This window comes from Aliidiomarina celeris, assembly GCF_003316875.1.
In the GTDB taxonomy this organism is placed as follows: domain Bacteria; phylum Pseudomonadota; class Gammaproteobacteria; order Enterobacterales; family Alteromonadaceae; genus Aliidiomarina; species Aliidiomarina celeris.
Genome location: NZ_QMIL01000001.1, coordinates 488,461 through 513,002 on the forward strand (window position 1 = coordinate 488,461; position 24,542 = coordinate 513,002).

The 24,542-nt window shown below is 49.0% G+C and carries 24 protein-coding genes; 4 read left to right on the forward strand and 20 right to left on the reverse strand.

The window, feature by feature from the left end:
- Window positions 1-10: 10 nt before the first annotated feature.
- The 4 genes from recJ to DQW12_RS02295 all read right to left on the reverse strand — a co-directional run bounded on the left by recJ (window position 11) and on the right by DQW12_RS02295 (window position 3,905).
- The gene (gene recJ / locus DQW12_RS02280; protein ID WP_113906158.1) at window positions 11-1,735 is read right to left on the reverse strand and encodes a single-stranded-DNA-specific exonuclease RecJ; all 1,725 of its coding nucleotides are present in this window, start codon (window positions 1,733-1,735) and stop codon (window positions 11-13) included.
- Window positions 1,736-1,743: 8 nt separating this feature from the next.
- Window positions 1,744-2,469 carry a thioredoxin fold domain-containing protein gene (locus DQW12_RS02285; RefSeq protein WP_113906160.1) on the reverse strand — a complete coding sequence of 242 codons (726 nt, stop codon included), beginning with the start codon at window positions 2,467-2,469 and terminating at the stop codon, window positions 1,744-1,746.
- 67 nt (window positions 2,470-2,536) lie between these two features.
- Window positions 2,537-3,415 (reverse strand): site-specific tyrosine recombinase XerD, encoded by an 879-nt coding sequence (xerD, locus tag DQW12_RS02290; protein WP_113906162.1) that lies wholly within the window; start codon window positions 3,413-3,415, stop codon window positions 2,537-2,539.
- A 31-nt stretch (window positions 3,416-3,446) separates the two neighbouring features.
- Window positions 3,447-3,905 (reverse strand): VC2046/SO_2500 family protein, encoded by a 459-nt coding sequence (locus DQW12_RS02295; RefSeq protein WP_113906164.1) that lies wholly within the window; start codon window positions 3,903-3,905, stop codon window positions 3,447-3,449.
- A 177-nt stretch (window positions 3,906-4,082) separates the two neighbouring features.
- On the opposite strand from DQW12_RS02295, the gene DQW12_RS02300 reads away from it, so the two are divergent.
- Genes DQW12_RS02300 through DQW12_RS02310 form a run of 3 tightly spaced genes read left to right on the forward strand, consistent with a single transcriptional unit; the run spans window position 4,083 to window position 7,687 of the window.
- Entirely contained in the window at window positions 4,083-5,714 is a 1,632-nt protein-coding gene (locus tag DQW12_RS02300; RefSeq protein WP_113906166.1) for a response regulator, read from the forward strand.
- Between the two features lie 28 nt (window positions 5,715-5,742).
- Window positions 5,743-6,738, forward strand: coding sequence for a response regulator (locus DQW12_RS02305; protein WP_113906168.1), 996 nt, complete (start codon window positions 5,743-5,745; stop codon window positions 6,736-6,738).
- A complete protein-coding gene (locus DQW12_RS02310; RefSeq protein WP_113906170.1) occupies window positions 6,731-7,687 on the forward strand; it encodes a GGDEF domain-containing protein in 957 nt (318 codons plus the stop codon). Before DQW12_RS02305 ends, DQW12_RS02310 begins: the two co-directional genes overlap by 8 nt.
- 20 nt (window positions 7,688-7,707) lie before the next feature.
- Here DQW12_RS02310 and DQW12_RS02315 read toward each other — a convergent pair whose 3' ends face one another.
- The 16 genes from DQW12_RS02315 to rpsB all read right to left on the reverse strand — a co-directional run bounded on the left by DQW12_RS02315 (window position 7,708) and on the right by rpsB (window position 23,504).
- A complete protein-coding gene (locus tag DQW12_RS02315) occupies window positions 7,708-8,535 on the reverse strand; it encodes a pirin family protein (RefSeq protein ID WP_113906172.1) in 828 nt (275 codons plus the stop codon).
- Window positions 8,532-9,506 carry a glutathione S-transferase family protein gene (locus tag DQW12_RS02320; protein WP_113906174.1) on the reverse strand — a complete coding sequence of 325 codons (975 nt, stop codon included), beginning with the start codon at window positions 9,504-9,506 and terminating at the stop codon, window positions 8,532-8,534. Before DQW12_RS02320 ends, DQW12_RS02315 begins: the two co-directional genes overlap by 4 nt.
- Before the next feature lie 107 nt (window positions 9,507-9,613).
- Window positions 9,614-10,762, reverse strand: a complete 1,149-nt coding sequence (lpxB, locus tag DQW12_RS02325) for a lipid-A-disaccharide synthase (RefSeq protein WP_113906176.1) — start codon at window positions 10,760-10,762, stop codon at window positions 9,614-9,616.
- 11 nt (window positions 10,763-10,773) lie between these two features.
- Window positions 10,774-11,538: an acyl-ACP--UDP-N-acetylglucosamine O-acyltransferase gene (gene lpxA, locus DQW12_RS02330; RefSeq protein WP_113906178.1), complete on the reverse strand. Its 765-nt coding sequence runs from the start codon at window positions 11,536-11,538 to the stop codon at window positions 10,774-10,776.
- A gap of 1 nt (window position 11,539) precedes the next feature.
- The gene (fabZ, locus tag DQW12_RS02335) at window positions 11,540-11,998 is read right to left on the reverse strand and encodes a 3-hydroxyacyl-ACP dehydratase FabZ (RefSeq protein WP_113906596.1); all 459 of its coding nucleotides are present in this window, start codon (window positions 11,996-11,998) and stop codon (window positions 11,540-11,542) included.
- Between the two features lie 16 nt (window positions 11,999-12,014).
- The gene (gene lpxD / locus DQW12_RS02340) at window positions 12,015-13,049 is read right to left on the reverse strand and encodes a UDP-3-O-(3-hydroxymyristoyl)glucosamine N-acyltransferase (protein WP_113906180.1); all 1,035 of its coding nucleotides are present in this window, start codon (window positions 13,047-13,049) and stop codon (window positions 12,015-12,017) included.
- A 1-nt stretch (window position 13,050) separates the two neighbouring features.
- Window positions 13,051-13,560 carry an OmpH/Skp family outer membrane protein gene (locus tag DQW12_RS02345; RefSeq protein WP_157957826.1) on the reverse strand — a complete coding sequence of 170 codons (510 nt, stop codon included), beginning with the start codon at window positions 13,558-13,560 and terminating at the stop codon, window positions 13,051-13,053.
- A 33-nt stretch (window positions 13,561-13,593) separates the two neighbouring features.
- Complete coding sequence (bamA, locus tag DQW12_RS02350) at window positions 13,594-16,071, reverse strand: outer membrane protein assembly factor BamA (protein WP_113906184.1); 2,478 nt, start codon at window positions 16,069-16,071, stop codon at window positions 13,594-13,596.
- Window positions 16,072-16,098: 27 nt separating this feature from the next.
- Window positions 16,099-17,433 (reverse strand): sigma E protease regulator RseP, encoded by a 1,335-nt coding sequence (gene rseP, locus DQW12_RS02355; RefSeq protein WP_440582356.1) that lies wholly within the window; start codon window positions 17,431-17,433, stop codon window positions 16,099-16,101.
- Between the two features lie 9 nt (window positions 17,434-17,442).
- Window positions 17,443-18,642, reverse strand: a complete 1,200-nt coding sequence (gene ispC, locus DQW12_RS02360) for a 1-deoxy-D-xylulose-5-phosphate reductoisomerase (RefSeq protein WP_113906188.1) — start codon at window positions 18,640-18,642, stop codon at window positions 17,443-17,445.
- A gap of 1 nt (window position 18,643) precedes the next feature.
- A complete protein-coding gene (locus DQW12_RS02365; RefSeq protein ID WP_113906189.1) occupies window positions 18,644-19,528 on the reverse strand; it encodes a phosphatidate cytidylyltransferase in 885 nt (294 codons plus the stop codon).
- A 15-nt stretch (window positions 19,529-19,543) separates the two neighbouring features.
- A complete protein-coding gene (uppS, locus tag DQW12_RS02370) occupies window positions 19,544-20,305 on the reverse strand; it encodes a polyprenyl diphosphate synthase (RefSeq protein ID WP_113906191.1) in 762 nt (253 codons plus the stop codon).
- An 80-nt stretch (window positions 20,306-20,385) separates the two neighbouring features.
- Window positions 20,386-20,943, reverse strand: a complete 558-nt coding sequence (frr, locus tag DQW12_RS02375; RefSeq protein ID WP_113906597.1) for a ribosome recycling factor — start codon at window positions 20,941-20,943, stop codon at window positions 20,386-20,388.
- A gap of 11 nt (window positions 20,944-20,954) precedes the next feature.
- Window positions 20,955-21,704 (reverse strand): UMP kinase, encoded by a 750-nt coding sequence (gene pyrH / locus DQW12_RS02380; RefSeq protein WP_113906193.1) that lies wholly within the window; start codon window positions 21,702-21,704, stop codon window positions 20,955-20,957.
- 101 nt (window positions 21,705-21,805) lie between these two features.
- Entirely contained in the window at window positions 21,806-22,681 is an 876-nt protein-coding gene (gene tsf / locus DQW12_RS02385) for a translation elongation factor Ts (RefSeq protein ID WP_113906195.1), read from the reverse strand.
- Window positions 22,682-22,748: 67 nt separating this feature from the next.
- Window positions 22,749-23,504, reverse strand: coding sequence for a 30S ribosomal protein S2 (gene rpsB / locus DQW12_RS02390; protein WP_113906197.1), 756 nt, complete (start codon window positions 23,502-23,504; stop codon window positions 22,749-22,751).
- A gap of 249 nt (window positions 23,505-23,753) precedes the next feature.
- Here rpsB and map point away from each other — a divergent pair, with 249 nt between their 5' ends.
- A complete protein-coding gene (map, locus tag DQW12_RS02395; RefSeq protein ID WP_113906199.1) occupies window positions 23,754-24,539 on the forward strand; it encodes a type I methionyl aminopeptidase in 786 nt (261 codons plus the stop codon).
- The last annotated feature ends 3 nt before the right edge of the window (window positions 24,540-24,542 follow it).

The window sequence follows — 24,542 nt, forward strand, 5'->3', positions numbered from 1 at the left end:
ACAACAGTGCTCAAAGTGGCCAAAGATGTTGAATCATCAGCTGCAGTGAGCGGCGATCATTAAATACGTTTTCCTGCAACTGGTACGCCAGCCGCACACGGTTGCTCTCCTGCCAGTCCCACGCTTGGTTTGGCACATTAAAAGCCACTGCGTCTATAAGGTTCTGACTGCCTGGCACTGCTAGCGTAAGCTTCAAATGCACCTCTTTCATCCAGCGTACTTTCACCACTGTAAATTCATTATCGAAAATAGGCGCTTCAAATTTCTGCCCCCAAGGGCCAATCGCTTTGAGTTGTTCAACAAACGCTAATTCAAAATCACTGGTGTCGAGCTCGCCGTCGGACCAAATCACCCGTTCCAGCATACGAGGTTCAACCCATTGTTCAGCAACCTGCTGGAGTATCTGACAAAAGTCGTTATAGGCCGCTTTCGGAATGGTTAAACCCGCCGCCATTGCGTGTCCGCCAAAGCGTTCTATGCAATGCGGGGCAAGGCTGTGCACACGCTCGAGCAAATCGCGCATATGCAAGCCGGGAACGGAGCGGGCCGACCCTTTCAGTAATCCATCTTCGGCATCAGCAAAGGCGATCACCGGGCGATGAAACCGCTCTTTTAACCGCCCAGCAACAATACCCACCACGCCCTGATGCCAGCCCTCCTCATGCAAGGCTAAAATAGGCGGAAGTACCTGCCCTTGTACGTCAAATCGCGCCAGAATAGCGTCGGCGTCTTTTTGCATGTTTTGTTCAATCGTTCGGCGTGAACGATTCAACTCGTCTAGCCGCAATGCGGCGGCGTGGCTTTCATGCTCGGCTTCTGCCAATAAGCAATCAATACCCAGTTGCATATCGTCGAGTCGCCCCGCTGCATTTATCCGCGGGCCCACGGTAAAGCCCAAATCACGCGCTTCGAGTTCAGCAAGATTACGTTTTGCCACATTAAGCAACGCTCGAATACCGGGCCGACACACACCTTGGCGAATACGCGCCACACCCTGCTGAACGAGAATTCGATTGTTATAGTCGAGCGGCACCACGTCGGCAACAGTGCCAACCGCAACGAGGTCTAACCATTGCGCAAGGTTAATTGCAGCATTCGGGTGGTTCGCGTCGAGTGCTCGAAAGTGTGAGCGCAGCGCCATCAGCACATAAAAAGTAACGCCCACACCGGCTAAAGCCTTGCTCGGAAAGGTACAGTCACCACGATTTGGGTTTACAATGGCATAGGCATTCGGCAGGCTGCTGCTCGGCAAATGGTGGTCCGTAATAATTACGTCGATACCCAGCGCGTTTGCTCGCTCCACCCCGTCATGGCTGCTCATGCCGTTGTCGACCGTGATAATTAACTTGGCACCCTGCTGCTGGGCTACGTTAACCAGGCTCGATGACAAGCCATAGCCGTCTGCAAACCGGTTCGGAATTAAGAACTGAAGATTGTGCGCGCCCATGGCCTGCAACGCCAACATAAACAGACTCACGCTCGTGGCGCCGTCCGCGTCGAAGTCGCCAACAATACAAATAGATTGCTGTTGCTGAAGTGCTACAGCAATTCGCGCTGCCGCGCGCTCACAATCGGAAAGCGCACTAAAATGCGCCAAGCCTTTTAAACTTAAATCGAGTTGTTGGGCGTGTTTTACCCCTCGTCGTGCCAAAACTTGGCGCAAACGTGGTGAGAGCGAATCAGGAAGATCAACGCTATCCACGTTCGGATAGCGCTTTAGTTGCACATCAGTCATGGGCAATTCTATCGTGAACGACTTTGCAGCTCGTTAAGCAACTGTTCGGGAGGAAGAAAACCACCGATCAGCCCACCCGCAGGCGTGATTATAGCAGGCGTTCCAGTTACTCCCATTTGCCGAGACAACGCAACATGTTCCGCTAAATTAACATTGCACATGCCACTCGAAGCCGGCGGGCTGCCCGCCATTGCGTTATCCAGTTCACGATTCGCATGAGCAGAGCACCACACATTGGTTAATTCACGAGCCGACTTGGTGCCCATACCGGAGCGAGGAAAGGCAAGATAGTCCACGCTAATACCACGCGCGTTGTACTGCTCCATTTGTTCGTGAAGTTGCCGACAGTAAGGGCAGGTGTGATCGGTAAAAACCGTCACCCGATAGCGTTCATTTTCTGCTGGGTAGCTAATCACCAAGCCTTGGCTCTCTGCAACCAGCTCTTGGCGCACTTGCATCATGCCCTGCTCGGTTAAATCGGTGGGCTCGGCGCCAACACTAAATACCTTACCAGCGACTAAGCGTGTGGCATCACTAGAGATATAAAACACACCTTGCTGAGTAAAGACTTGGTAATATCCTTCGAGTTCTGCTGCCGGGCGCACACGCTCAACGGCAAGCCCCATACTCGCCAGCGCCGAACGAATACGTTCTTCATGCTCATTCGCTTGTGCAGCTGTGCTCAATAACACGCCCAATGTAAGGGCGGAAATTAGGTACTTCAGACGGTTCACGTCGCCTTCCTTTTTTTACTTCATTAAGAGCCAAGAACACTACCCGTTCAGGCTCTAAAATACAAGATTAACCGCGCGGATGATGGGTTTCGTGGAGTTGCTTCAAACGCTCTTTTGCAACTTGTGTGTAAATTTGCGTCGTACTAATGTCGGCGTGGCCCAACAATAACTGCAGCGCCCGCAAATCGGCCCCGTGGTTGAGCAAATGCGTTGCAAAGGCATGCCTTAATTTATGTGGTGAAAGCGGTTTGCGAATACCGGCCACTATGGCGTAATGCTTCATGCGGTGCCAGAAGGTTTGCCGGGTCATTTGTTGCCCCCGTGTCGACAAAAATACCACATCATTTGCCGTTTTCACGAAGTCAGCTCGAGCATACTTTAAGTACTTTTCAAGCCATTCCAGTGCGTCTTCACCTAAGGGTACCAGCCGCTCTTTGTTGCCTTTACCCACAACACGAACCACGCCTTGGCGTAGGCCCAGATCGCTCATGCGTAGGCTCACCAGTTCGCTCACCCGCAGCCCAGAAGCATAAAGCACTTCCAGCATGGCTTTGTCGCGCAAGCCCACAGCTTCCTCTGTTAGCGGCGCGTTAAGGAGTTCCGCAACGTCATGCTCGCTTAAGGTTTGCGGCAAGGCTTTCACTTGTTTTGGTGTAAGCATTTGCGCGGTCGGATTGTCGCTACGTAAACCTCGCCGTGCTACCCATTTAAAGTATTTGCGTAAGGCGCTGAGCATGCGCGCTTGGGAACGTGCGCTGCGGCCTGCTTTTGAAAGCTCAGCAAAAAACTGCTCAAGCTGATCCCGATCGGCGTCCACCAAAGGCTGCTGATGGTAACGCAGAAGCCAACGCGCCACTTGTTCGAGATCACTTTTGTAAGCAGCAAGTGTATGGCTGCTTAAGCCTTCGGCAAGCCAAAGCTGATCGACAAAGTCGTCTACATGCATAACATTTCTAAGGTGGGGAAACTCCGGGCTACTATACCGCCTTTTGGTGGAGCTGATCCAACATATCCACTAAATCCGCTTCGTGTAGCTCGGGTTGCGGCCGTTCGCTATTGCGTGCACTCACCCAATGCGGAACGTTGGTTTGTACGTAACCGGGAATACGTTTGCTATCATTTGCCACGGCTAAGGGCTCTGGTGCAAGGCAGTCTTGTAAGAACCAAAGTGCGCGAGACTGGTGAAACCACTCACTAGGCTGTGCACGGAAGTCTTCACTTTGCGCAGCTACTGGGCGTTTCACACCGACAGCAAATGGAGGCTGCCAGTCAACTTGCGATTCGCTTTCTCGCGCGGGTACGGTGGCGTCGTAAACATAAGGACTTAAACTTGCCAATAGGAACTTGAATCGCGACGGCTCTTGGGTGTGCAGCGCACTGTTAAGTTCGACGCCAAGGTCGCGTTCATTTTGTATCCAGTTCGTAGCAATTGACATAGTCGTTTACTCAAGCTTGTGGCACACTACAATGAATGCCGCTAGGTTCTAAATTCTTATCGGCGGCAAAGATAAAACCTTAAACATGGTTGCCACCGCACTGCTCTCCTTGAGGTTAAGAATGGGGCTACCAATAATGCGAATCGTTAAACGTAACTGAAGAAGGCAAACAACTGAATGAGTGGCGAGTTGGACCTGTCCAGAAAGAAAGTTTTGATTATTGATGATCAAAAAACCTTTCAAGTTATGCTTAAAAGCATGCTGCTCAATCTTGGTGCGTTACAGGTTGCTACGGTGAGCTCAGGCGAGGCCGGCTTAGCCGCGCATCGGCAACACCGATTCGATATCTTATTGGTCGACTACAACCTAGGCCGCGGTAAGAATGGCCGCCAAGTGCTCGAAGAACTACGGGTAAAAGACATGTTGCGCCCAGACGGTATTTTTATGCTGGTTTCCGGTGACAACACCAAGCCGATGGTACTCAGTGCCATTGAATTGCAACCCGACGACTATTTAATGAAGCCCTTCTCTAATAACGTGCTTAAGTCGCGCTTGAACAGAGCATTTCGCAAGCGGGTTACCTTGCGAAAAGTTTATCAAAACCTTTACCGACAGAACTATCAAGACTGCATTGCCGCCTGCAAAGAGCATATTGAAAACGACGGCCGTTATAAAAATTATTGCCGCCAACTCAAAAGTGAACTCTACTTGCGGCTTGGCAAAGTAGACGAGGCGGAGCGTTCCATTTCCTTACTCTTACAAGAACAACGGTTTGCTTGGGGCCTGTTGGCATTAGCCCGTATTAAGTATGCCAAGCGTGAGTTCGAGGAAGCGCTCAGCCTCCTCGAAGAAGTAATTAAGAGCAACGCCAATGCAACGGAAGCGCATGACCTAAAGGCGCGCATTCTAGACGCTCAGGAAAAGCCGCGCGAGGCGCTTGAAGTTGCAAGGCGTGCGGTGAGCCTGGCGCCATTCTCCATGAGCCGCCAACAATATTTAGCCGACCTCGGGCGCCGCAATGGCGAGTATGAACTGGCTAAACAAGCCATGTACCATGTGCTCGAAATTTCGCGGAAATCGGTACATCGCGATCCGAAGTATTTATGTACTTATATTCGTAGTATTTTAGACGCCGCCGAAAATGGCGAAGACCAACGCGAAATTAGCCGTTATCAGCAAGAGGCCTCGCTTGCCTTACATCGCGCAAAAACTGACGAAGTTGTGGTGTACTCAAAGTTTGACTATAAAACGCTCGAAAGTGCGGTAATGGCGCGCATTAATGCCTTTAATGGCCAGCTGCGCGAAGCACAAGCGAATATCAAACCTATTGTGGCTGGATTTTTAGAGCAAGGAAATGAAATTCCGCCTGAAGTTGCTCCCGATATTATTATTGCGTTGCTCGACATTGGTGAATTTGAACGCGCAGAGCTACTTGTTGACGGCTTAACCACTGAAGCTGTATTTGATCCCTACAATAAGAAGCTGTTAGAGAGTAGAATCGAACGCTGCAAAGACCAACGAAAAGCGTTTGTGGCGGCCAATAAAGACGGAATTAAGGCCTATACGGAAGGCGATTATAAAACCGCTTTACATGAATTCGAAACCGCATTAAAGATCGCGCCCATGAACAGCGGCGCTGCATTGAATTATATTCAAGCTGCATTGAAAGTAATTGACAAAAAAGACTTAAAATCTCGGTATCTTATTGACTCATGTAAACGTTGTTTTCGAATTATTGAAGGGTTGTCGTTACCCGCAGCCCATCAAACCCGCTTTGATCAGCTAAAGAACGAGTTCAACGCAATTTAAACCGGCAAAGAATAATAACTAGGTGACCATGAACCTCCTTATTTGTGACGATTCAAAAGTTGCGCAAAAAAATATTGCTCGCTCATTACCGCAAAACTGGAATGTAACTATCGAGTTTGCCGACAATGGCCAGCAAGCACTTGACCGTATACAACACGGCCAGGTGGACTTATTGTTCCTCGACCTGACCATGCCCGTCATGGACGGTTTTGAGGTTTTGACGCAAATTCGTGCGCAGCAACTCGACGTATTGGTTGTGGTTGTTTCCGGCGATATTCAAGCAGAGTCTAAAAATCGCGTAAAACAACTTGGAGCGCTTGGGTTCGTGCACAAGCCCATTCAAGGCAACGAGCTGAATGAACTGTTAAGCCAATACGGTCTTATTCAAGAACTGGTGAGTAATGCGCCTGTTCGTCAATTGGTCAATCATCAAGCCCTACAAGCTTCCGACGTACTCAAAGAAGTGTGTAATATTGCCCTTGGCGATGCCGCTAAGTCGCTCGGAGCTATGCTCGACACCTTTATTCAACTCCCTATACCCATTGTACGCAGCATGTCGTACGCCGATGTACCCAATAGCTTCCGCTTTCCGGCGCGAACTCATGTGAATGCGGTATCGGAAGGCTTTGTGGGGCACCAAATCGCAGGTGAAGCCTTACTGTTACTCGACAACCGCACGCTCAACGACTTACCGAGTAAGCTCGCACATTATTTAGAGCACGACTTTAATAACATGCGCGAAAGTGTTTTCTTAGACATTGCCTCTTTGCTGATTGCGAGCTTTTTAAAGCGTTTCGCTAGCCAACTCGACTTAGATTTTAATATTAGCCAACCCTCAATCGTAGCCCTCGACAAACCGATCGAAAGCTTATTAAATACCCACTCGCATCACGAAACGGTATTGGTTGTGGACATTGACTACAGCATTCCCGACTACGACCTAGACTGCGACTTAATCGTTATTTTTAGTCAAAACTCTATCCCTATTCTTACAGAGCGCGCGGAGTACCTGCTCGATGCATAAAACGGAACTGAACATAGACAACTTGCATTGGATTTTGCAAATCCTGCAAAACATAGAAGTGGGGCTCATTGTGTTCGACGAGCACTATTCGGTGAATGTTTGGAACGGGTTTATGGAAAATCATAGCGGCATTAGCAGTGCCAAAGCACGCAACAAAAACCTTTTCGATTTATTGCCCAGTTTGCCGCGCAGTTGGTTTGAACAAAAAGCAGCGGCGGTCAAAGCGCTTGGCATTCAAGCCCATTGTAACTGGCGGCAAGAGCCCCATAGCCTTTTATTCCCGCACATTCGCCCTTATACGGCTCCCTCGGAGTTGATGTTCCAGAACATTACGCTATTTCCACTTTATGGCGCCACTAAAGAGATTGAACAAGTATGCGCGCTTATCTACGACGTGAGCGAAGAAGCAAATAGCTTACTCAAATTGCAGTCTTTAAGCCGAACCGATACCCTCAGCCAGCTTTTTAACCGCGGCCACTGGCAAGAACTGTTTGAACAAGAGTTTGCTCGCTGCCAGCGCTATAACGAAGACTGCGCAGTTATTCTGCTCGACATCGACCACTTTAAACGTGTGAACGACACCTACGGGCACCAAGTGGGAGATCAGGCCATTAAAGCCATTGCGCAGGTAATTCGTGACAGCCAACGTGAAACCGACCTCTGCGGGCGCTATGGCGGTGAAGAATTTGTGGTCACCATGCCCCATACCACGTTAGAGAGTGCTATGGCAGTAGCGGAACGGCTGCGTGCAAAAGTTGAAGCGCACCAACTAGCCATTAAGCACGAGGGCAAACCCACTACGCTTAAATTGACCATTAGTTTGGGTGTTGCGGCGTTTTCTCACCACTATAAAAACGCCGCAGAATGGTTGAACAGCGCCGACATGGCGCTGTATCAAGCAAAACAGAACGGTCGGAACCAAGCTGTTCAAGCAGAACAGCCTCGTTAGTCACCGTTTTTTACTGCCTATTAAGCCAAGGTGCCGTTTTGGTAGTCTGCAAAGGCTTGGCGCAATTCAGCTTCAGTATTCATTACAAAGGGCCCGTATTGCGCGATCGGCTCGCCGATGGGGTCGGCGGCCAGTACCAAGAACCCACTTGGCTCATGCGCTTTTAGCACAACTTCCGCTGCGGAATTCAAATCGACCAACTCGCCTGCGTTCACCGTCACACCGTCGATTAACACAGAGCCCTTGTACACATAAACCAAACGCGTGTCTTGTTGTTGATTCGGCAGCGTAACTTCGCCTTTGTCGACACGGTAATCGAGATACAAAAAGTTGCGCCCCTCTGCCTTTACAGGCCCCGTTTCGCTGCCAAACTCGCCCGCTAATACGCGAACCACACCCTGCGCTATTGCCACTTCAGGAACTTCACTGCCTGGAATATCGGCATAATCCGGTTCCGACATTTTCTGTTCAGCAGGCAAATTAATCCACAGCTGGAAGCCCCACATCAAGCCGTCTTTTTGCTTCGGCATTTCCGAGTGAATCATCCCCCGCGCCGCTTTCATCCATTGCAAACCGCCGGTACTAATTTCACCTGAATTGCCGCGCGAATCTTGGTGCGCCATATTACCCGCTAACATATAGGTGAGCGTGCAAAAGCCACGGTGCGGGTGTGGCGGAAAACCGGCAATATAGTCATTTGGGTTGTCCGACTTAAACTCGTCGAGCATTAAAAATGGGTCACGATGTTTATAGGCCGGTTGATTTATGATCCGACTTAACTTTACGCCAGCACCGTCTTGTGCAGGCATGCCGCGTACACGGCGTTGAATTATTTTGGCTTGGCTCATGCGAATTTCCTCCGATCATGCGAAGCATTAAAATCTATTTCTGGCCCTTCAGGTACAACACCGGTTGGGTTAATCATGGTGTGGCTTACATAATAGTGGGTCTTGATATGGTCCATCCGTACGGTCTGTGCAACACCGGGAACTTGGTATAGCTCAAGTACGTAGTTCCAAATATTGGGGTAGTCGACAATACGTTTTTTGTTGGTTTTAAAGTGCCCCACATAAACCGAGTCGAATCGCACCAAGGTAGTGAACAACCGCCAGTCAGCTTCGGTAATAGTGTCACCACATAAATAACGGCTCTTCGCTAAACGCTCTTCAAGCGCGTCGAGCGCATTAAAGAGTTCTTCAAAAGCCTCCACATAGGCCTTTTGCTTGGTCGCAAATCCACATTTATAAACGCCATTATTTACGTTGTCGTAAACAAAATCATTAATCGCATCAATGTCGTTATGGAGCGCTTCTGGGTAATAATCGTCATGATTACCGGTAATGCCATTAAAGGCAGAGTTGAGCATACGAATAATATCGGCCGACTCATTACTTACAATTGTATTGCGCTTTTTGTCCCACAAAATGGGCACGGTTACTCGCCCTGAATAGCTTTCGTTGGCGCGAGTATAGAGCTGGTGCGCAAAATCGTAGTCAAAAAGCGGATCGGCAAGCTCATCAGCACCAAACTCCCAGCCGTTTTCTAACATTTCGGGAGTCACCGCGCTATAGCTAATATGCGACGTTAAGTCTTTCAATACTCTGAAAATAAGCGTTCGGTGTGCCCATGGGCAGGCATACGAAACATAAAGATGATAGCGACCCGATTCTGCTTCAAAACCACCTTCACCGGTAGGTCCCGGCGCGCCGTCTGGGGTAATCCAATTTCTAAACTGAGATTCGGAACGAACAAAGCGACCGTCTGTTTTGTCGGTGTCGTACCACTTATCGTGCCATTTTCCGTCAACTAATAAACCCATCATTCACTCCTACTTCAGTATGTAACTACAGAGTAGCCGAAAGCAGGAATGAAATACATTGGATTAAATCGATGTTTGAGTTCTAAAATTTCGAATGGAACAACTATCTAGGCTTGCTCGGCGAGCGCGAGCACGCGAGCGGCAGCTTGCGCGCCGGCATTACAGCGTATTTGCTCATGGAGCGCCTGAAACTGCTGTAAGAGCTCAGTATTATCGCTTTGCAGCAACCGCTCAATTTCTCCCGCTATTGCTTGAGGTGTCACTTGGTCCTGCAAAAGTTCTTTAACTAATGGACTGTTCGCCAATAAATTCGGCAACGAGAAATAAGCCACTCGAATAAAGCGTTTCAAAATGCGGTAGTTCAATGCACCAAAACGATAACACACCACCATTGGCCGCTTGAGTAGCATCGCTTCTAACGACACTGTACCCGACGCTAATACGCAACTTTCCGCGGCCAACATCACCGTGCGGCTCATCCCGTCGAACGTGTGCAACACTAACTCGCGGTCGCGCTCGGTAAGCAAGGCTTCAATTTGCTTTTTCCGCGCGTCATTGGCGTAAGCTAAAAGGAACTCGAGTTCCGGCCGTTTTGCTTTGAGCAAATGAGCCGCCTCCAAAAAGTCGCGAGTTAACATACCTGCTTCACTGCCGCGGCTACCCGGCAGTAATGCAATATAAGTTTTTTCAGAATGCAAACCTAACGCTGCACAGGCACTGTCCCGGTTCGATTGCATTGGAATTTCATCGGCGAGCGGGTGGCCAACGAAGGTGCACGGAACCTGATACTGAGCGTAAAATTCCGCTTCAAAGGGCAAAATGCTAAACACATCGTGGGTTGCCTTTTGAATATTAAAAATACGTTTCGGTCGCCATGCCCATACTGAAGGGCTGACATAATGGGCAGTCTTAATCCCTTTCGCTTTTAATTTTTTTTCAATTGGTAAATTGAAATCTGGGGCGTCTACACCGATAAAAACGGCAGGTTGCACACGCAGCATGGTTTGCACCACTTGCCGGCGGGCCCTAAGTAAAGCAGGAAGATTTTTCAGCACGTCCACTATTCCCATAACCGATAAGGTTTCCATGGGTAAAATGCTTTGCAACCCCTCAGCTTCCATTAAAGGGCCACCAATACCAACAAAGCGGAGATTACTGTGCTGTTGTTTTAACGACTTAATGAGATTCGCACCGAGAATGTCGCCGGAGCTTTCACCGGCAACAATACCAATACATAACGAGGCTTGATCAGGCATGGCCTTTACACTCAACGTATAATACCGCGGGTCGACTCACCAATAAAATCAACCATAAGCTGAACATGTTCTGAGCCTAGGGCAGACATGGCTTGTACCGCTTCATTCAATGTGTAACCACTACGGTAGAGCAACTTAAACGCGCGCTTCACTTGCGTAATCTCGTCAGCGCTAAAGCCTCTGCGCTTTAACCCTTCGCTATTAATGGTGCGTGGCACCGCATTGTGGCCCTGTGCCATTATGAACGGAGGAATGTCTTGCACCACCACGGAACTTACGGCGGTAAAGGCATGCGAACCAATTTTGCAGAACTGATGCACCCCGGTAAAGCCACCTAAAATAACGTGGTCGCCAACGTGAACGTGACCCGCTAAGGTTGTGCCATTCGCAAAAATATTATGGCTGCCAATCATGCAATCGTGCGCCACATGTACATACCCCATAAACAGGTTGTCGCTACCAATTTGTGTGAGGCCTTGGTCTTGCACGGTGCCACGATGAATGGTGGTACATTCACGAAAAACGTTATTGTCACCAATCACTAGCCGCGTAGGTTCACCTGCGTATTTTTTGTCTTGGCAGTCTTCACCAATAGAGGAAAACTGAAAAATACGATTCTCTTTGCCGATAACCGTTGGCCCACGTACCACTACGTGTGACGAAATAACACAGTCGTCACCAATTTCAACGTCGGGACCAATCCAAGTCCATGGGCCTACGCTAACATTGCGGCCCAGTTTCGCCTTCGGATCAATGATTGCAGTTTCGTGGATCAAGCTACACGTTCCTTCTTGCACACATTAAATCAGCAGTCGCAGCCAACTGGCCATCTACTTCTGCGCGACCTTTGAATTTCCAAATACCACGCTTCTCTTTTTCAAAATCTACGTAAAAATCAACGCGGTCACCCGGAATTACTTGCCGCTTAAAACGCGCGTTATCAATGCCAGCGAATAAATAAATTTCATTCGCTCCAACATTTTCAGTCATTTTAAAGCCCAACATTCCCGTTGCTTGCGCCATCGCTTCTAAGAGGAGTACGCCAGGGAAAATAGGATTACCTGGGAAATGCCCCATAAAAACGGGTTCATTAATGGTAATATTTTTAATTGCATGAAGCGTTTTGTGCGTTAAGTCGTAACTTATAACACGGTCGATTAACGCAAAGGGATACCGATGCGGAAGAATTTGTGCAATTTCATCAATATTAAAACCGGCCTGTGTTGTATCAGTCACGGCAACTTCCCCCAAACTAAGATTCTGATTTCTTTTCTAGCGCGCGTACACGGTTGAATAAGTCTGGCAGTTGCTTGTAGCGCACTCCGGCTTTTGCCCAAGCGCCCTGCTCCATTGCTGGTATACCCGACGCATAAACACCCGCCTCGGTAATACTGCGCGTAACCATACTCATACCATGCAACTGCACATTGTCGGCTATTTCAATATGGCCGTTAATGGCGGTAGCCCCACCAAACATACAGTTACGGCCAATTTTGGCGCTCCCAGCGATACCGGTTTTACCCGCAATAGCAGAGCCCGAACCAATGGTTACGTTATGCGCAATTAAGCACAAATTGTCCAAAATAACATTCGACTCGATAATGGTGTCGTCAAGCGCGCCACGGTCAACTGTTGAGTTGGCGCCAATCTCTACATCGTCGCCAATAATCACGCTACCCAATTGCGGTATTTTGACCCATTTGCCAGCGTCATTCGCCCAACCAAAACCATCGCTACCCAGCACAACGCCGCTATGGAACAAACATCGGTCGCCAATCACAACTTCGTAGTAAACCGTTACATTCGCCCACAGCCGACAATACTCACCAATGCGTGCATTCTCACCTACGAAGCACTGAGCGCCAATAATGGAGCCTTTACCGATGACCGCACCGGCACTGACCACCGCTTGCGGCCCAATGCTTACGCCCTCAGCTACTTCCGCTGAAGGATCGACAACCGCGGAGGGATGAACCCCAACGGGCGCTTGTGGTGCCTTATCAAACACCTGTGCAGCCTTCGCATAGCTCAAATACGGATTCGCACTGATTAAAGCATGCCCCTTCACCAAGTCGGCTTGCTTTGGATGCACAATCACGGCACCGGCCGCTGTGGTTTCAAGCTGCGACTGATATTTAGGGTTTGCGAGAAACGCAACTTGCGTGGCCGTTGCCTTCGCAAGTGTCGCCAAGCCTTCAACCTCGAACGTGTCGTCGCCCCTTACCGAGGCGCCGATACGTTCAGCCAGCGCTTTCAGCGAAATCGCTGTTGAAGTTGACGTGCTCATATTAGTCGCGCGTCATACGTTGAACAACGCGGTTGGTAATGCTTAAGCTTTCTTTTGAGAAGGCTAAGTTACCTGCTTCGAGTACTAAATCAAAACCTTCAGCTTCGGCGATGTCGTTTACCACTTGCTGAATTTGACCTAACACACGGTTGCGCTCTTCAGTACGGCGACGATTCAACTGCTCTGATAAGGCGTCACGACGCTGCTGGTACTCTTGATACTTTTCTTGAAGTGCCATCGCGCCTTGTTGTAATTCTTCTTCGCTCATAATCGCTTCGTCACGTTGCAAGCGCTCTTGCATTTGCGTCATTTCTTCTTCCATTGCACGCAAGCTCTCAACACGATCTTGAAATTCCATTTCAATAGTTTGACCAATTTCACGCGCTTGTGGTAACTGTTCGAACACTGCACGCACATCAACAACAGCAACTTTCATTTCTGCTGCTTGAGCCGGCATAGCCACTACAGACACGAATAAGGCAAAAGCCAGAGATAACATTGCAGATTTCAAAACATCTTCCTCTTTTCAGTTTGATTAAAAATTTTAGAACGTGGTTCCAATATTAAAGGTAAAGCTGTCTTCCAATTCCGAGTCTAACGACTTTAACGGGAAGCCAAAACTAAAGGTTAGCGCTCCCATCGGCGACAACCATTGTACACTAAGACCATACGACGCTTGGTAGTTCTTTGGTGAACTATAATCCCAAAACGGCACATCGCCCAACACGTTTAAGTCACGGTACTGACTGTAATCGAATTCCGTATCCCACACGCTACTCACGTCGATAAACGCACTCGTACGTACAGTATTTCGTGTTTCGTCACCCGCAAATGGGGTTGGGAAAATCAACTCAATACTTGCATTCACTTGAGCGTTACCGCCCAACGCACTGCGTTGCCCCACTTCTAGTGAGTCAAATTCAGGCCCCAAAGCAACCTGAGTAGGGTTACCATTCGCGTCCGGTGGACCTTGAATGGTATTCGGCCGCCGCAATAAGCCACGAGGGCCCGTTCGGTTCGGCTCGAAACCACGTAACGATGACGAGCCACCGCCGTAAAAGTTTTCCCAGAACGGCAAGGTGTATTCAAAGTTACCATCGCTACCGTAGCCGTTACCATAGCCCAGGTGTAACCGCGTTAAACCCACAAAGCGGTGTTCACGGTCAAACGGCAAGTAGTAACGGAAACGATACTCTGCTTTAAAGTATTGTAAATCACTATTCGGCGCAGTGATTTTCGTTGACAAAATATTCTCTGAACCACTGGTTGGGTAAACACCGCGGTTTAAGGTTACCCGGCTCCAACTCGCGGTTGCATAGAAGGTATCGAATGCCAATTCGTCGCCACCACTGCCTTGGCTAGCATAGCGTTCGTAGAAGTTCTGAATTTGGTCAAATGGGTTTACTTGCGTAATCCCTGTGCTGGCAAAACCAATACCAAAGTTCAAGCGGTTGTATTCGTTCACTGGGAAGCCAAAATCTAGCGCTGTACCCCAAGACTTCTGGTTAAACTGCTGCAAGTTCGCGCGGCCGCCGTCGAATTCATTGTAAAAAACACTACCACCAAGGCTAACGCCGTCGTCGGTAAAATAGTTGTCGCGGTAATTTACCTGCAAGCTGCGTGAGAAGGTATTCGTGTCGACACTAAAGCCAACCGAGTTACCCGAGCCTAAGAAGTTTTCTTGCGTTACCGCCGCGTTCAAACTCAAACCGGCAAAGTCACCATAACCAATACCTGCGGTAATGGTCCCCGACGGCTGCTCTTTTACGTCGTAGACCACATCCACCTTATCGGGCTCGCCCGGAACCGGAATAACTTCTGATTCTACAGTTTCAAAATAACCTAACCGCTCTAACCGTACTTTGCCCGTTTCTACCAGTTGATCCGACAACCAAGCGCCTTCAATTTGGCGCATTTCACGGCGTAAAACCTCGTCGCGCGTAGCGTCGTTACCGCGGAAAGTGATGTTGCGCACATAAACTCTGCGACCTGGGGCGATCATCATCGACAACTCTACGGTTTGATCATCGTCGTTGATGTCAGGTTGAGTACGTACTTCAGTGCGGGCATAGCCCATACGCCCAAAATATCGCTTATATGCTTCTTCAAGTGCCGTCACGTCGGCTTGATTATAACGAGAGCCTTCCAGCATGCCGGCAAACGACTCAAGCCATTCACGGTGGTCTTCAATATCGCCAATCAACCGAATACTGGTAATGTCGTATTGATCGCCTTCCGTTACGTTCAACGTTACGTAAATATTCTCGAGTTCGGGGGTAATCGACACCTGTACGCTGTCCATGGAGTAGCGCAAGTAACCTTGGTTACGATAGAAAGACTCAATATTTTCGAGATCACCCACCAGCTGCTGTTGTTGATATTGGCGTTTGGCAAAGAACCGCCAAAATGGCAATTCGTCTTTAAGCTCCATTTGATCAAGAATGTCTGAGCGGCTAAACACACTATTGCCAACCACGTTAATTTGCGCAATTTCAGCGGCGTTGCCTTCTTCAAAATCAAAACGTAAAGCCACTCGGTTACGCGGAAGTTCAATTACCCGAACTTCTACACTCGCGTTGTATTTACCCACGCTGTGATAAAACTCTTCAATGCCCTTAGCTAGGCCGCGCGTTACCCGCCGGTCAAGCGACTCACCTTCAAAAATGCCACTGTTACGCAGGCTGTCGATCAGTTGCTCGTCTTTTAAATCACTATTGCCTTCAAACTCTAGCGAGCTAATAATTGGCCGCTCACGCACCGATATAATCAACGTTGTACCGTCACGCTCTACTTGAATGTCGTCAAAATGCGTTGAAGAGTAAAGTTCTTTAATCACATCGCGAATTCGCGCGGCATCAACTTGATCACCCTCACGAATCGGCAAGTAGGTAAGTGCTGCACCCAGTGCAACACGCTGTAACCCACGTATTTGAATGTCATTAATTACGAATGAATCTGCTAACGCTAGCGAGCTTCCAGCTGCAAAAACTGCGGCGCTCAATACCAACTTTCTCAAGGTCATGAAAATACATCTTATTGTCAGAAAATTTTAAGGTAATAGCCTGTTTATATCGTTAAAAACAGCAACCATCATAAGCATAACTAAGAGCATGAGCCCTATTCTAAAACCAAGCTCCTGAACCCGCTCTGGCACTGGCCGACCACGAACCCACTCAATAAAGTAAAAAAGCAAGTGTCCGCCGTCTAACATTGGAATGGGCAGTAAGTTCAAAATCCCAAGACTAACGCTAATTAAAGCGAGAAAGCTCAGAAAGTATACAAGCCCATAACTGGCGTGAGTTCCCGCACCTTGTGCAATCCCAATGGGTCCGCTCAGGTTATTCACGCCCATGTCGCCCACAATGAGCTTTTTAATCATGGACACACTTAGGCCCATTAACTGCCAGGTTCGTTCTACCCCACCCACGAATGCTCCTATTGGACCATATTGAAGACTAAAACGATAGGCTTCTGGGTATTGTTCGAAAGCCGGCGCCACACCAAGTAAACCTCGGCCGTTCTCTGCGCCTAAGCGCACCGCCACATCCATTTCTCGGCCTTCGCGCTCTAAAGTGAGCGTTATTTGTTCGTTGGGGCGCTCAGCAATGAAGGCTCTTATTTGTTCCCAATTCGTTACAGGAGTTCCATTAAACTTGGTGATTTTATCACGCTGGCGTAAACCAGCAACGGCTGCTGGGGACCCTTCCGCAATCCAAGCAAGCTCTGTAAGCGCTTCAGGTTGGAAAACTTGAATACCTAAACTACCAATTGTGCTCTGCGTTTCTGGGTCAAACTGCCATTCTGTTAAGTCGAGTACATATTCGTTTCTACTCCCGGCACTGTCGGCAGCTTCAACCCGTGTTTGTGCGTCGCCCATACGCGCTACTAAGCGCAAATTAATATCTTGCCAGTCGTAAACACGGTGGCCGTCAACGCTCAGTATTTCACTGCCTACCGGTAACCCAGCGCGCTGCGCCACACTATTTTCTTCTACGGCGCCCACAATAGGCTTTACCGACGGAACGCCGATCATCAACATCAGCCACAATGCTGCAATTGCAAAAATAAAGTTCGCTACTGGCCCTGCCACAACCACAGCAGCACGTTGCCCTAGCGATTTAGAGCGAAAACTTTGCTGAACTTCGGCGTCTTTGGTCGGGTCGATTTCATGATCAAGCATGCGTACATAGCCGCCCAACGGAACCGCTGCAATTTGATACTGAGTGCCGTCTTTACCCAACCATTTAAATAAGGGTTTACCAAAACCGATGGAAAAGGTTAAAACCTTTACACCACAGCGGCGAGCCACCCAAAAGTGGCCAAATTCATGGAAGGTTACCACCAAGCCTAAGGCAACGATAAACGCCCCTATCGACCACAACACCTGTTCCAATTACCACCTCTTCTCTATCAGTTCTTGCGCCACGCGCCGAGCGTTTGCGTCGCACGCTAATATCGCGTCCATATCATCGACCATAGCATTGGCAGTGAGTTCAACTACACCCGCACAAATTTCGGCAATGGCCGTAAATGGAATTTTTTCATGCAAAAAATGAGCAACTGCAATTTCATTGGCGGCGTTCAGTGCTGTGGTTGCACTCTGCCCAGCCCAACAGGCATCAATGGCCAATTTTAAACAGGGATAGCGCTGTAAATCAGGCGCCATAAAGGTAAGCGCTCCAAGGGTGCTAAAGTTAAGGGGTGCGACCCCACTGGCAATGCGTTGTGGGTATGCCATAGTATGCGCAATCGGCGTTCGCATGTCGGGCTGCCCGAGCTGCGCCAGCACCGAGCCGTCGGTGTATTGCACCATAGAGTGAATAACGCTTTGTGGATGCACCACAATTTCCAATTGCTCTTGGCTACAATTAAACAGCCAGCGCGCTTCAATATACTCTAAGCCTTTGTTTAGCATTGTGGCCGAGTCGACCGATATTTTCTGCCCCATTGACCAATTCGGGTGTGCACAAGCCGCAGCGGGCGTTTGCTTTTTTAGGTCGGCAATTGGGAGATCTCGAAAAGGGCCGCCCGACCCGGTCAATATGATTTTTTGCACGCCATAATTTGCTAAGTCTGCATTACCATTGGCCTGCTGAACAGCTTCGGGGAGCGCCTGAAAAATCGCATTGTGCTCGCTATCTACCGGCAAAACTTGAGCGCCCGACTGCTGCGCCGCGCGCATAAAAAACTCGCCGCTCATCACTAAAGCTTCTTTATTCGCTAGCAAAACGCGTTTGCCCGCTTTTACCGCTGCATAGGTCGGTGCTAACCCCGCAGCGCCAACAATGGCCGCCATTACCGTGTCCACTTCAGTGGCAGTAACAACAGCACACAAGTCGTCGACTTGGTCCAGTACGGGGATATTCCGCAATAACGGGCTGCTGGCCAGTTCCGCGCGTAAACTTTGCGCGGCTTGAGCGTCGGTCATCACCACCACGTCTGGCACAAAACGGCGGCACAGAACCACCATGGCTTGCCAGTTTTTATGTGCAGTTAATGCGAATACCTTAAAGTGCTCAGGATGGCGCGCAACAACGTCGAGGGTGCTTTCCCCAATTGAACCTGTTGCGCCGAGTACAGAAATACGTTGCATACTACCCATTCATACTTAATGGCGAGTGAATAAGCCACAAGTAACCCACTAAAAATATAGGTAATGCCGAGGTTAAACTGTCGATTCGGTCAAGAATACCGCCGTGCCCTGGCAGCAAAGAGCCGCTGTCTTTAACGCCAGCACAACGTTTGAACATGCTTTCGTTTAGGTCACCAAACACCGACACCACCGCGGTTGCAATGCTCATTAAAAAGAACGACAACAGCAGTGAACGCGGCACGTCAATAAGAAAGGCAACGAATGCCATTACGCAAATAGACAACACCAAGCCACCCACAAAGCCTTCTTTGGTTTTGCCGGGGCTAACTTCGGGCATGAGTTTGTGTTTGCCAAACTTTTTGCCCGCAAAATAAGCACCTACATCTGCCGCCCAAACGAGCGCAAATACGTAAAGCACGGTAAAAGAGCCAAAATACATGGACTGTTCATAATTCAGTGCTCGCAGCGCCATGAGCGCAGCCCATGCCGGAACTAGAATCAGCACTCCAAATACGCCTACAAAAATGCGACTGCGCGCCCATACACAGCGGCTTTTCGGGAAGTTGAAAATCATAAAAATGGCCAGTAACCACCACAGGCTACCAATAATCACGGGATAAAGTACGCTTGGCTGAATGCCTGTTTCAGTCCAAATGGAGTGAATGGGAGTAAACCACCCTAGAATCCCAATTAAACTACCCGTAAATAAACAATAAAGAATGCGGCCGGGTGCATGTTTGACACCCATCAGTGGCGACCATTCCCATGCAGCGAGCACAAGCACTACCCCAATTACCCATGCAAACCAGTCTAACGGCAGCCAAAATATAGCGACAAGTGCAATTGGAATGAGCACTAAAGCCGTAGTTAATCTTTGTTTTAGCAAAAAAGATTCCTCATTTTAAATTCCCGCCAGCAGTTGTTGTCGTTGTTCGCTGGTCAGGCCGAATCGCCGTTCTCGACGCATAAAACAGTCGATTGCTTCCATAAAGGTGTGGTCGTTAAAGTCAGGCCACAATATATCGGCGAAATACAATTCTGCATAGGCTAATTGCCACAGCAAGAAGTTGCTTATTCTGATATCTCCGCCCGTTCGAATCAAGAGATCTGGAGGAGGTAGATCAGCCAAGCTCAGCGCTCCGGCAACAGCCGACTCATCAATATCGCTCGGATCTAGCGTGCCAGCCTGTACCTGCCGGGCAAGGCTTTGGCAAGCATTCGCGATGTCCCATCGGCCGCCATAATTGGCTGCGACATTCAACACCAAATCTGTACCTTCGGCAGTCGCCGCTTGGGCAGCCTGAATACGCTCTTGCAGGCGCTGGCTAAAACGTGAAATGTCGCCAATAACATTCAAACGAACGCCATTTTTCTTGAGCTGCGGCACCTCTCTTTTTAACACGGCAATGAACAGCTCCATGAGCAAATTCACTTCCTTTTCCGGGCGCCCCCAGTTCTCACTACTAAACGCAAATAAGGTGAGCGCGTCGATATTATTCCGCCGCGCAAAGGCCACAGCCTTACGCACCGCGCTTGCTCCCGCACGATGACCATGTGTTCTGCTTTTGCCACGCTGTGCAGCCCAACGACCGTTGCCATCCATAATAATGGCCACATGCCTTGGCATACCCTCAACAAGCGCAGTAGTGTCTGTCCCTGTCATACTGTGTATTTCACAAAAATAAACGCCGTGCGAGTATACCCTACACGGCGTGAGTCTCCAATCTGCTCGCTAACGAGCGCTTAAACTTCCATCAATTCGGCTTCTTTCGCCGCCAACAAAGCGTCGATAGCCTTTACCGACTCGTCGGTCAGTTTTTGAATGTCATCTTGTGCACGACGTTCTTCGTCTTCCGTAATTTCCTTTTCTTTCAGCAGTTCTTTCAGGTCGTTGTTCGCGTCGCGGCGAATATTGCGTACCGCTACCCGGCCCCCTTCGGCTTCATTGCGCACCACTTTCACTAAATCTTTACGGCGCTCTTCTGTTAACGGCGGCAATGGTACGCGAATAACTGTACCTGCTGCTGCAGGATTCAAACCTAAATCGGAGGTTAAAATCGCTTTTTCTACCGCACCCGATGAACTCTTATCGAACACAGTAATCGTTAGTGTGCGCGAGTCTTCCACCGTAATATTAGCAAGCTGCTTGAGCGGTGTGTCGGTTCCGTAATAAGGCACCATAACTCCATCGAGAATACTCGGGTGCGCGCGGCCAGTGCGAACTTTCGACATTTGGCTTTGCAGTGCGTCCACACTCTTCTTCATTCTATCTTTGGCGTCTGCCAGAATTTCTTTAATCACGTTCATACCCCTTAGGCGTCATTCGTAGTGTTCTGCAACCGTGTAATCAGTGTACCTTCATCTTCGCCCATAATCACGGACTTCAATGCACCAGGTTTGTTCATATTAAAAATACGAATGGGTAAGTTATGGTCGCGCGCCAAAGTAAAGGCCGCAAGATCCATAACCTTGAGCTCTTTACTTAATACTTCGCTGTAATCCAATTCGTCGTAACGCGTTGCGTCAGGATCTTTCATTGGATCGGCACTGTAAACACCATCAACTTTAGTGGCTTTTAGCACCACGTCGGCTTCAATCTCGATACCGCGTAAGCACGCAGCAGAATCGGTAGTAAAGAATGGGTTACCGGTTCCCGCGGAGAAAATAACAACACGGCCAGACTTCAACAAGCTAATGGCTTCTGCCCAACTGTAACTGTCGCAAACGCCACGTAATTCAATGGCCGACATTAGCCGAGCGTTCACATACGCGCGGTGTAATGCGTCGCGCATTGCCAAACCATTCATTACCGTTGCCAACATACCCATATGGTCGCCAACTACGCGGTTCATGCCGGCCTTCGCTAGCCCTTCACCGCGAAATAAATTGCCACCACCAATTACAACCCCCACTTGCACACCCAATTCTAAAACTTCTTTTATTTCTTGGGCCATGCGGTCGAGCACGCGGGCATCAATACCAAAGGGCTCTTCACCCATTAATGCTTCACCGCTTAACTTAAGCAAAATGCGACGATAACTCGGTTTTGGATTTGTGCTCATGTGGAGGCTTTCCTTCTTCAGTAAAATTGCTCAAAAAAAACCGCGCCGACTGTCGTCAGGCGCGGTGGATTATTTTACGGGTTCGGCATAAAGGCCATCAATTAACCCTTCGCTGCAGCTACCTGAGCTTGTACTTCAGCGGCAAAGTCTTCCGACTTGCGCTCAATACCTTCGCCAACTTCGAAACGTACGAAGCTAACAACATCAGCACCGGCTTCTTTCAGTAATTCACCCACAGACTTGCTTGGGTCTTTAACGAAAGGCTGGCCAGTAAGGCTGATTTCACCGGTGAATTTCTTCATGCGGCCTTCAACCATTTTCTCAGCGATTTCTTTTGGCTTGCCAGACTGCATAGCGATATCAATTTGAATTTCACGCTCTTTTGCAATCACGTCTGCAGCTACGTCTTCTGGCTTCACGAACTGCGGGTTGCTTGCCGCAACATGCATTGCCACGTCTTTTGCAAGCTCTGCGTTACCGCCAGTAATAGCAACAGCCACACCAATACGGCCGCCATGAACATAAGTACCCACCAAGTCACCGCCTTCAAGCGTAGCAACACGGCGAACATTCATGTTCTCACCAATTTTAGCAACCAAAGTTTCGCGCGTTTCTTCAACAGTGGCGTCGCCAAGTGAAGTAGTACGAAGCGCTTCAACGTCAGTAAAGCGGCCTGCGAACGCAGCGTCGATCAGTTTTTCGCCGAAAGCTAAGAAGCTTGCGTCGCGAGCAACGAAGTCAGTTTCACAGTTCAGCTCAACCAAAGTACCTACGTTGCCTTCAGCTTTGGTTAAAATAACACCTTCAGCAGCAATACGGCCGGCTTTCTTCGCCGCTTTTGCTTGACCGCTCTTACGCATATTCTCAATCGCAAGCTCGATATCACCGTTCGCTTCTTCAAGGGCTTTCTTACAATCCATCATGCCGGCGCCAGTGCGCTCGCGCAATTCTTTTACCATTGCAGCGGTAATTGCCATGATTCAGTCCTCAATACGTCAGAATTCTTAAAATAAGCCCGGCCGAAGCCGGGCCTCGATTTCGCTATTACTCAGCGCTTGCTTCCGCGTCTTCTTCCGACGCTTCTACAAAGTCGTCAGCTGGAGAAACTTCTGCGCCGCCTTTTTGGCGACCTTCAGTAATTGCAGCTGCCGCAGCATTCAAATAAAGCTGAATCGCGCGAATGGCGTCGTCGTTCCCCGGAATAACGTAATCTACGCCGTCAGGGTTAGAGTTGGTATCAACCACAGAAATAACTGGAATACCTAGGTTGTTTGCTTCTTTAATTGCAATGTGCTCGTGATCAGCGTCGATAACGAACAATGCGTCAGGCAAACCGCCCATGTTTTTGATACCACCAAGGCTCTTTTCGAGTTTTTCCATTTCACGCGTTAATGTTAACGCTTCTTTCTTGGTAATTTTCTCGAAGGTACCGTCTTGGCTTTGCGTTTCAAGATCTTTCAAACGTTTGATCGACTGACGCACGGTTTTCCAGTTGGTCAGCATACCGCCCAACCAACGGTGGTTCACGTAGAACTGGTTACAGCTTTTTGCTGCAGTTGCGATTTGCTCAGAAGCAGCACGCTTAGTTCCTACGAATAAAACTTTACCGTTGTTCGCGCCAACTTGAGTTAACACGTCTAATGCTTTGTTAAACATTGGTACGGTAGACTCGAGGTTGATGATATGAATCTTGTTGCGAGCACCAAAGATGAAAGGTTTCATCTTAGGGTTCCAGAAACGAGTTTGGTGACCGAAGTGAACACCAGCTTTAAGCATGTCGCGCATGGACACATTTGCCATAATCTATTTTCCTTTTAAGGGGTTAGGCCTCCATATACCCCATTCTGCGACCCGTTAAGGGCACCCCGCATAATGTGTCGGTATATGTGTGTTAATTTAAGGTTCGCTCTGCAGGAATTGAATTTCCTATTCAGGCGGCGCGTTTTATACCACAGGCGCTCTATAAATACAAGCCAGATGCGGATTGAAGCGAATTCTGGTACACTCGCTTTTTTATAAATTTCCGCCTCTATGAAGTGAAGGGTTGTCATGGCTGCAAAGATTAAAACCGCCGATGAAATAGAAAAAATGCGCGTAGCCGGCCGCTTGGCCGCGAGTGTGCTAGAAATGATTGGTCCGCATGTAAAAGCGGGCGTTACCACCGACGAGCTCAACACCATTTGTCACGACTATATTGTGGCACACGACGCCTACCCTGCCCCACTTAATTACCATGGTTTCCCCAAGTCCATTTGTACCTCAGTGAACCATTGCGTTTGCCACGGCATTCCCAACGACAAGCCGCTTAAAAACGGTGACATTATCAATATAGACGTGACGGTTCGAAAAGACGGCTATCACGGCGACACCAGTAAAATGTTTGTAGTCGGCGAAGGGTCTATTTTGGCAAATCGGCTGATCAAAGTTACCCAAGAGTCGCTTTATAAAGCCATTAAAATGGTCAAGCCGGGTGTTCAGCTAGGCGATATTGGCGCAGCCATTCAACAATACGGAGAAAGTTTTGGCTATTCGATCGTACGCGAATACTGCGGCCATGGCATTGGTAACGAATTCCATGAAGACCCACAAGTGCTTCATTATGGCCGAGCGGGCACTGGCGACACGCTGCAAGCGGGTATGTGCTTAACCATAGAGCCGATGATCAATGCAGGAAAACGCCACACCAAGGTGCTGCGCGACAATTGGACGGTACTTACTAAAGATCGTAGCTTGAGTGCGCAATGGGAACACACCTTGTTGGTCACAGAAACGGGTGTAGAAGTGTTAACCTTGCGCGAAGACGAAGATTTACCGCGCGTTATTGAGGTTGCGTAGAAT

Bases quoted from the DNA above. Each gene is read 5' to 3' on its own strand.
- lpxB (WP_113906176.1), bottom strand. From the start codon at position 10,762: ATGCCTGATCAAGCCTCGTTATGTATTGGTATTGTTGCCGGTGAAAGC.
- xerD (WP_113906162.1), bottom strand. From the start codon at position 3,415: ATGCATGTAGACGACTTTGTCGATCAGCTTTGGCTTGCCGAAGGCTTA.
- pyrH (WP_113906193.1), bottom strand. From the start codon at position 21,704: ATGAGCACAAATCCAAAACCGAGTTATCGTCGCATTTTGCTTAAGTTA.
- DQW12_RS02310 (WP_113906170.1), top strand. From the start codon at position 6,731: ATGCATAAAACGGAACTGAACATAGACAACTTGCATTGGATTTTGCAA.
- lpxD (WP_113906180.1), bottom strand. From the start codon at position 13,049: ATGAGCACGTCAACTTCAACAGCGATTTCGCTGAAAGCGCTGGCTGAA.
- DQW12_RS02315 (WP_113906172.1), bottom strand. From the start codon at position 8,535: ATGAGCCAAGCCAAAATAATTCAACGCCGTGTACGCGGCATGCCTGCA.
- map (WP_113906199.1), top strand. From the start codon at position 23,754: ATGGCTGCAAAGATTAAAACCGCCGATGAAATAGAAAAAATGCGCGTA.
- uppS (WP_113906191.1), bottom strand. From the start codon at position 20,305: ATGACAGGGACAGACACTACTGCGCTTGTTGAGGGTATGCCAAGGCAT.
- DQW12_RS02300 (WP_113906166.1), top strand. From the start codon at position 4,083: ATGAGTGGCGAGTTGGACCTGTCCAGAAAGAAAGTTTTGATTATTGAT.
- DQW12_RS02295 (WP_113906164.1), bottom strand. From the start codon at position 3,905: ATGTCAATTGCTACGAACTGGATACAAAATGAACGCGACCTTGGCGTC.
- DQW12_RS02305 (WP_113906168.1), top strand. From the start codon at position 5,743: ATGAACCTCCTTATTTGTGACGATTCAAAAGTTGCGCAAAAAAATATT.
- tsf (WP_113906195.1), bottom strand. From the start codon at position 22,681: ATGGCAATTACCGCTGCAATGGTAAAAGAATTGCGCGAGCGCACTGGC.
- ispC (WP_113906188.1), bottom strand. From the start codon at position 18,642: ATGCAACGTATTTCTGTACTCGGCGCAACAGGTTCAATTGGGGAAAGC.
- recJ (WP_113906158.1), bottom strand. From the start codon at position 1,735: ATGACTGATGTGCAACTAAAGCGCTATCCGAACGTGGATAGCGTTGAT.
- bamA (WP_113906184.1), bottom strand. From the start codon at position 16,071: ATGACCTTGAGAAAGTTGGTATTGAGCGCCGCAGTTTTTGCAGCTGGA.
- DQW12_RS02320 (WP_113906174.1), bottom strand. From the start codon at position 9,506: ATGGGTTTATTAGTTGACGGAAAATGGCACGATAAGTGGTACGACACC.
- rpsB (WP_113906197.1), bottom strand. From the start codon at position 23,504: ATGGCAAATGTGTCCATGCGCGACATGCTTAAAGCTGGTGTTCACTTC.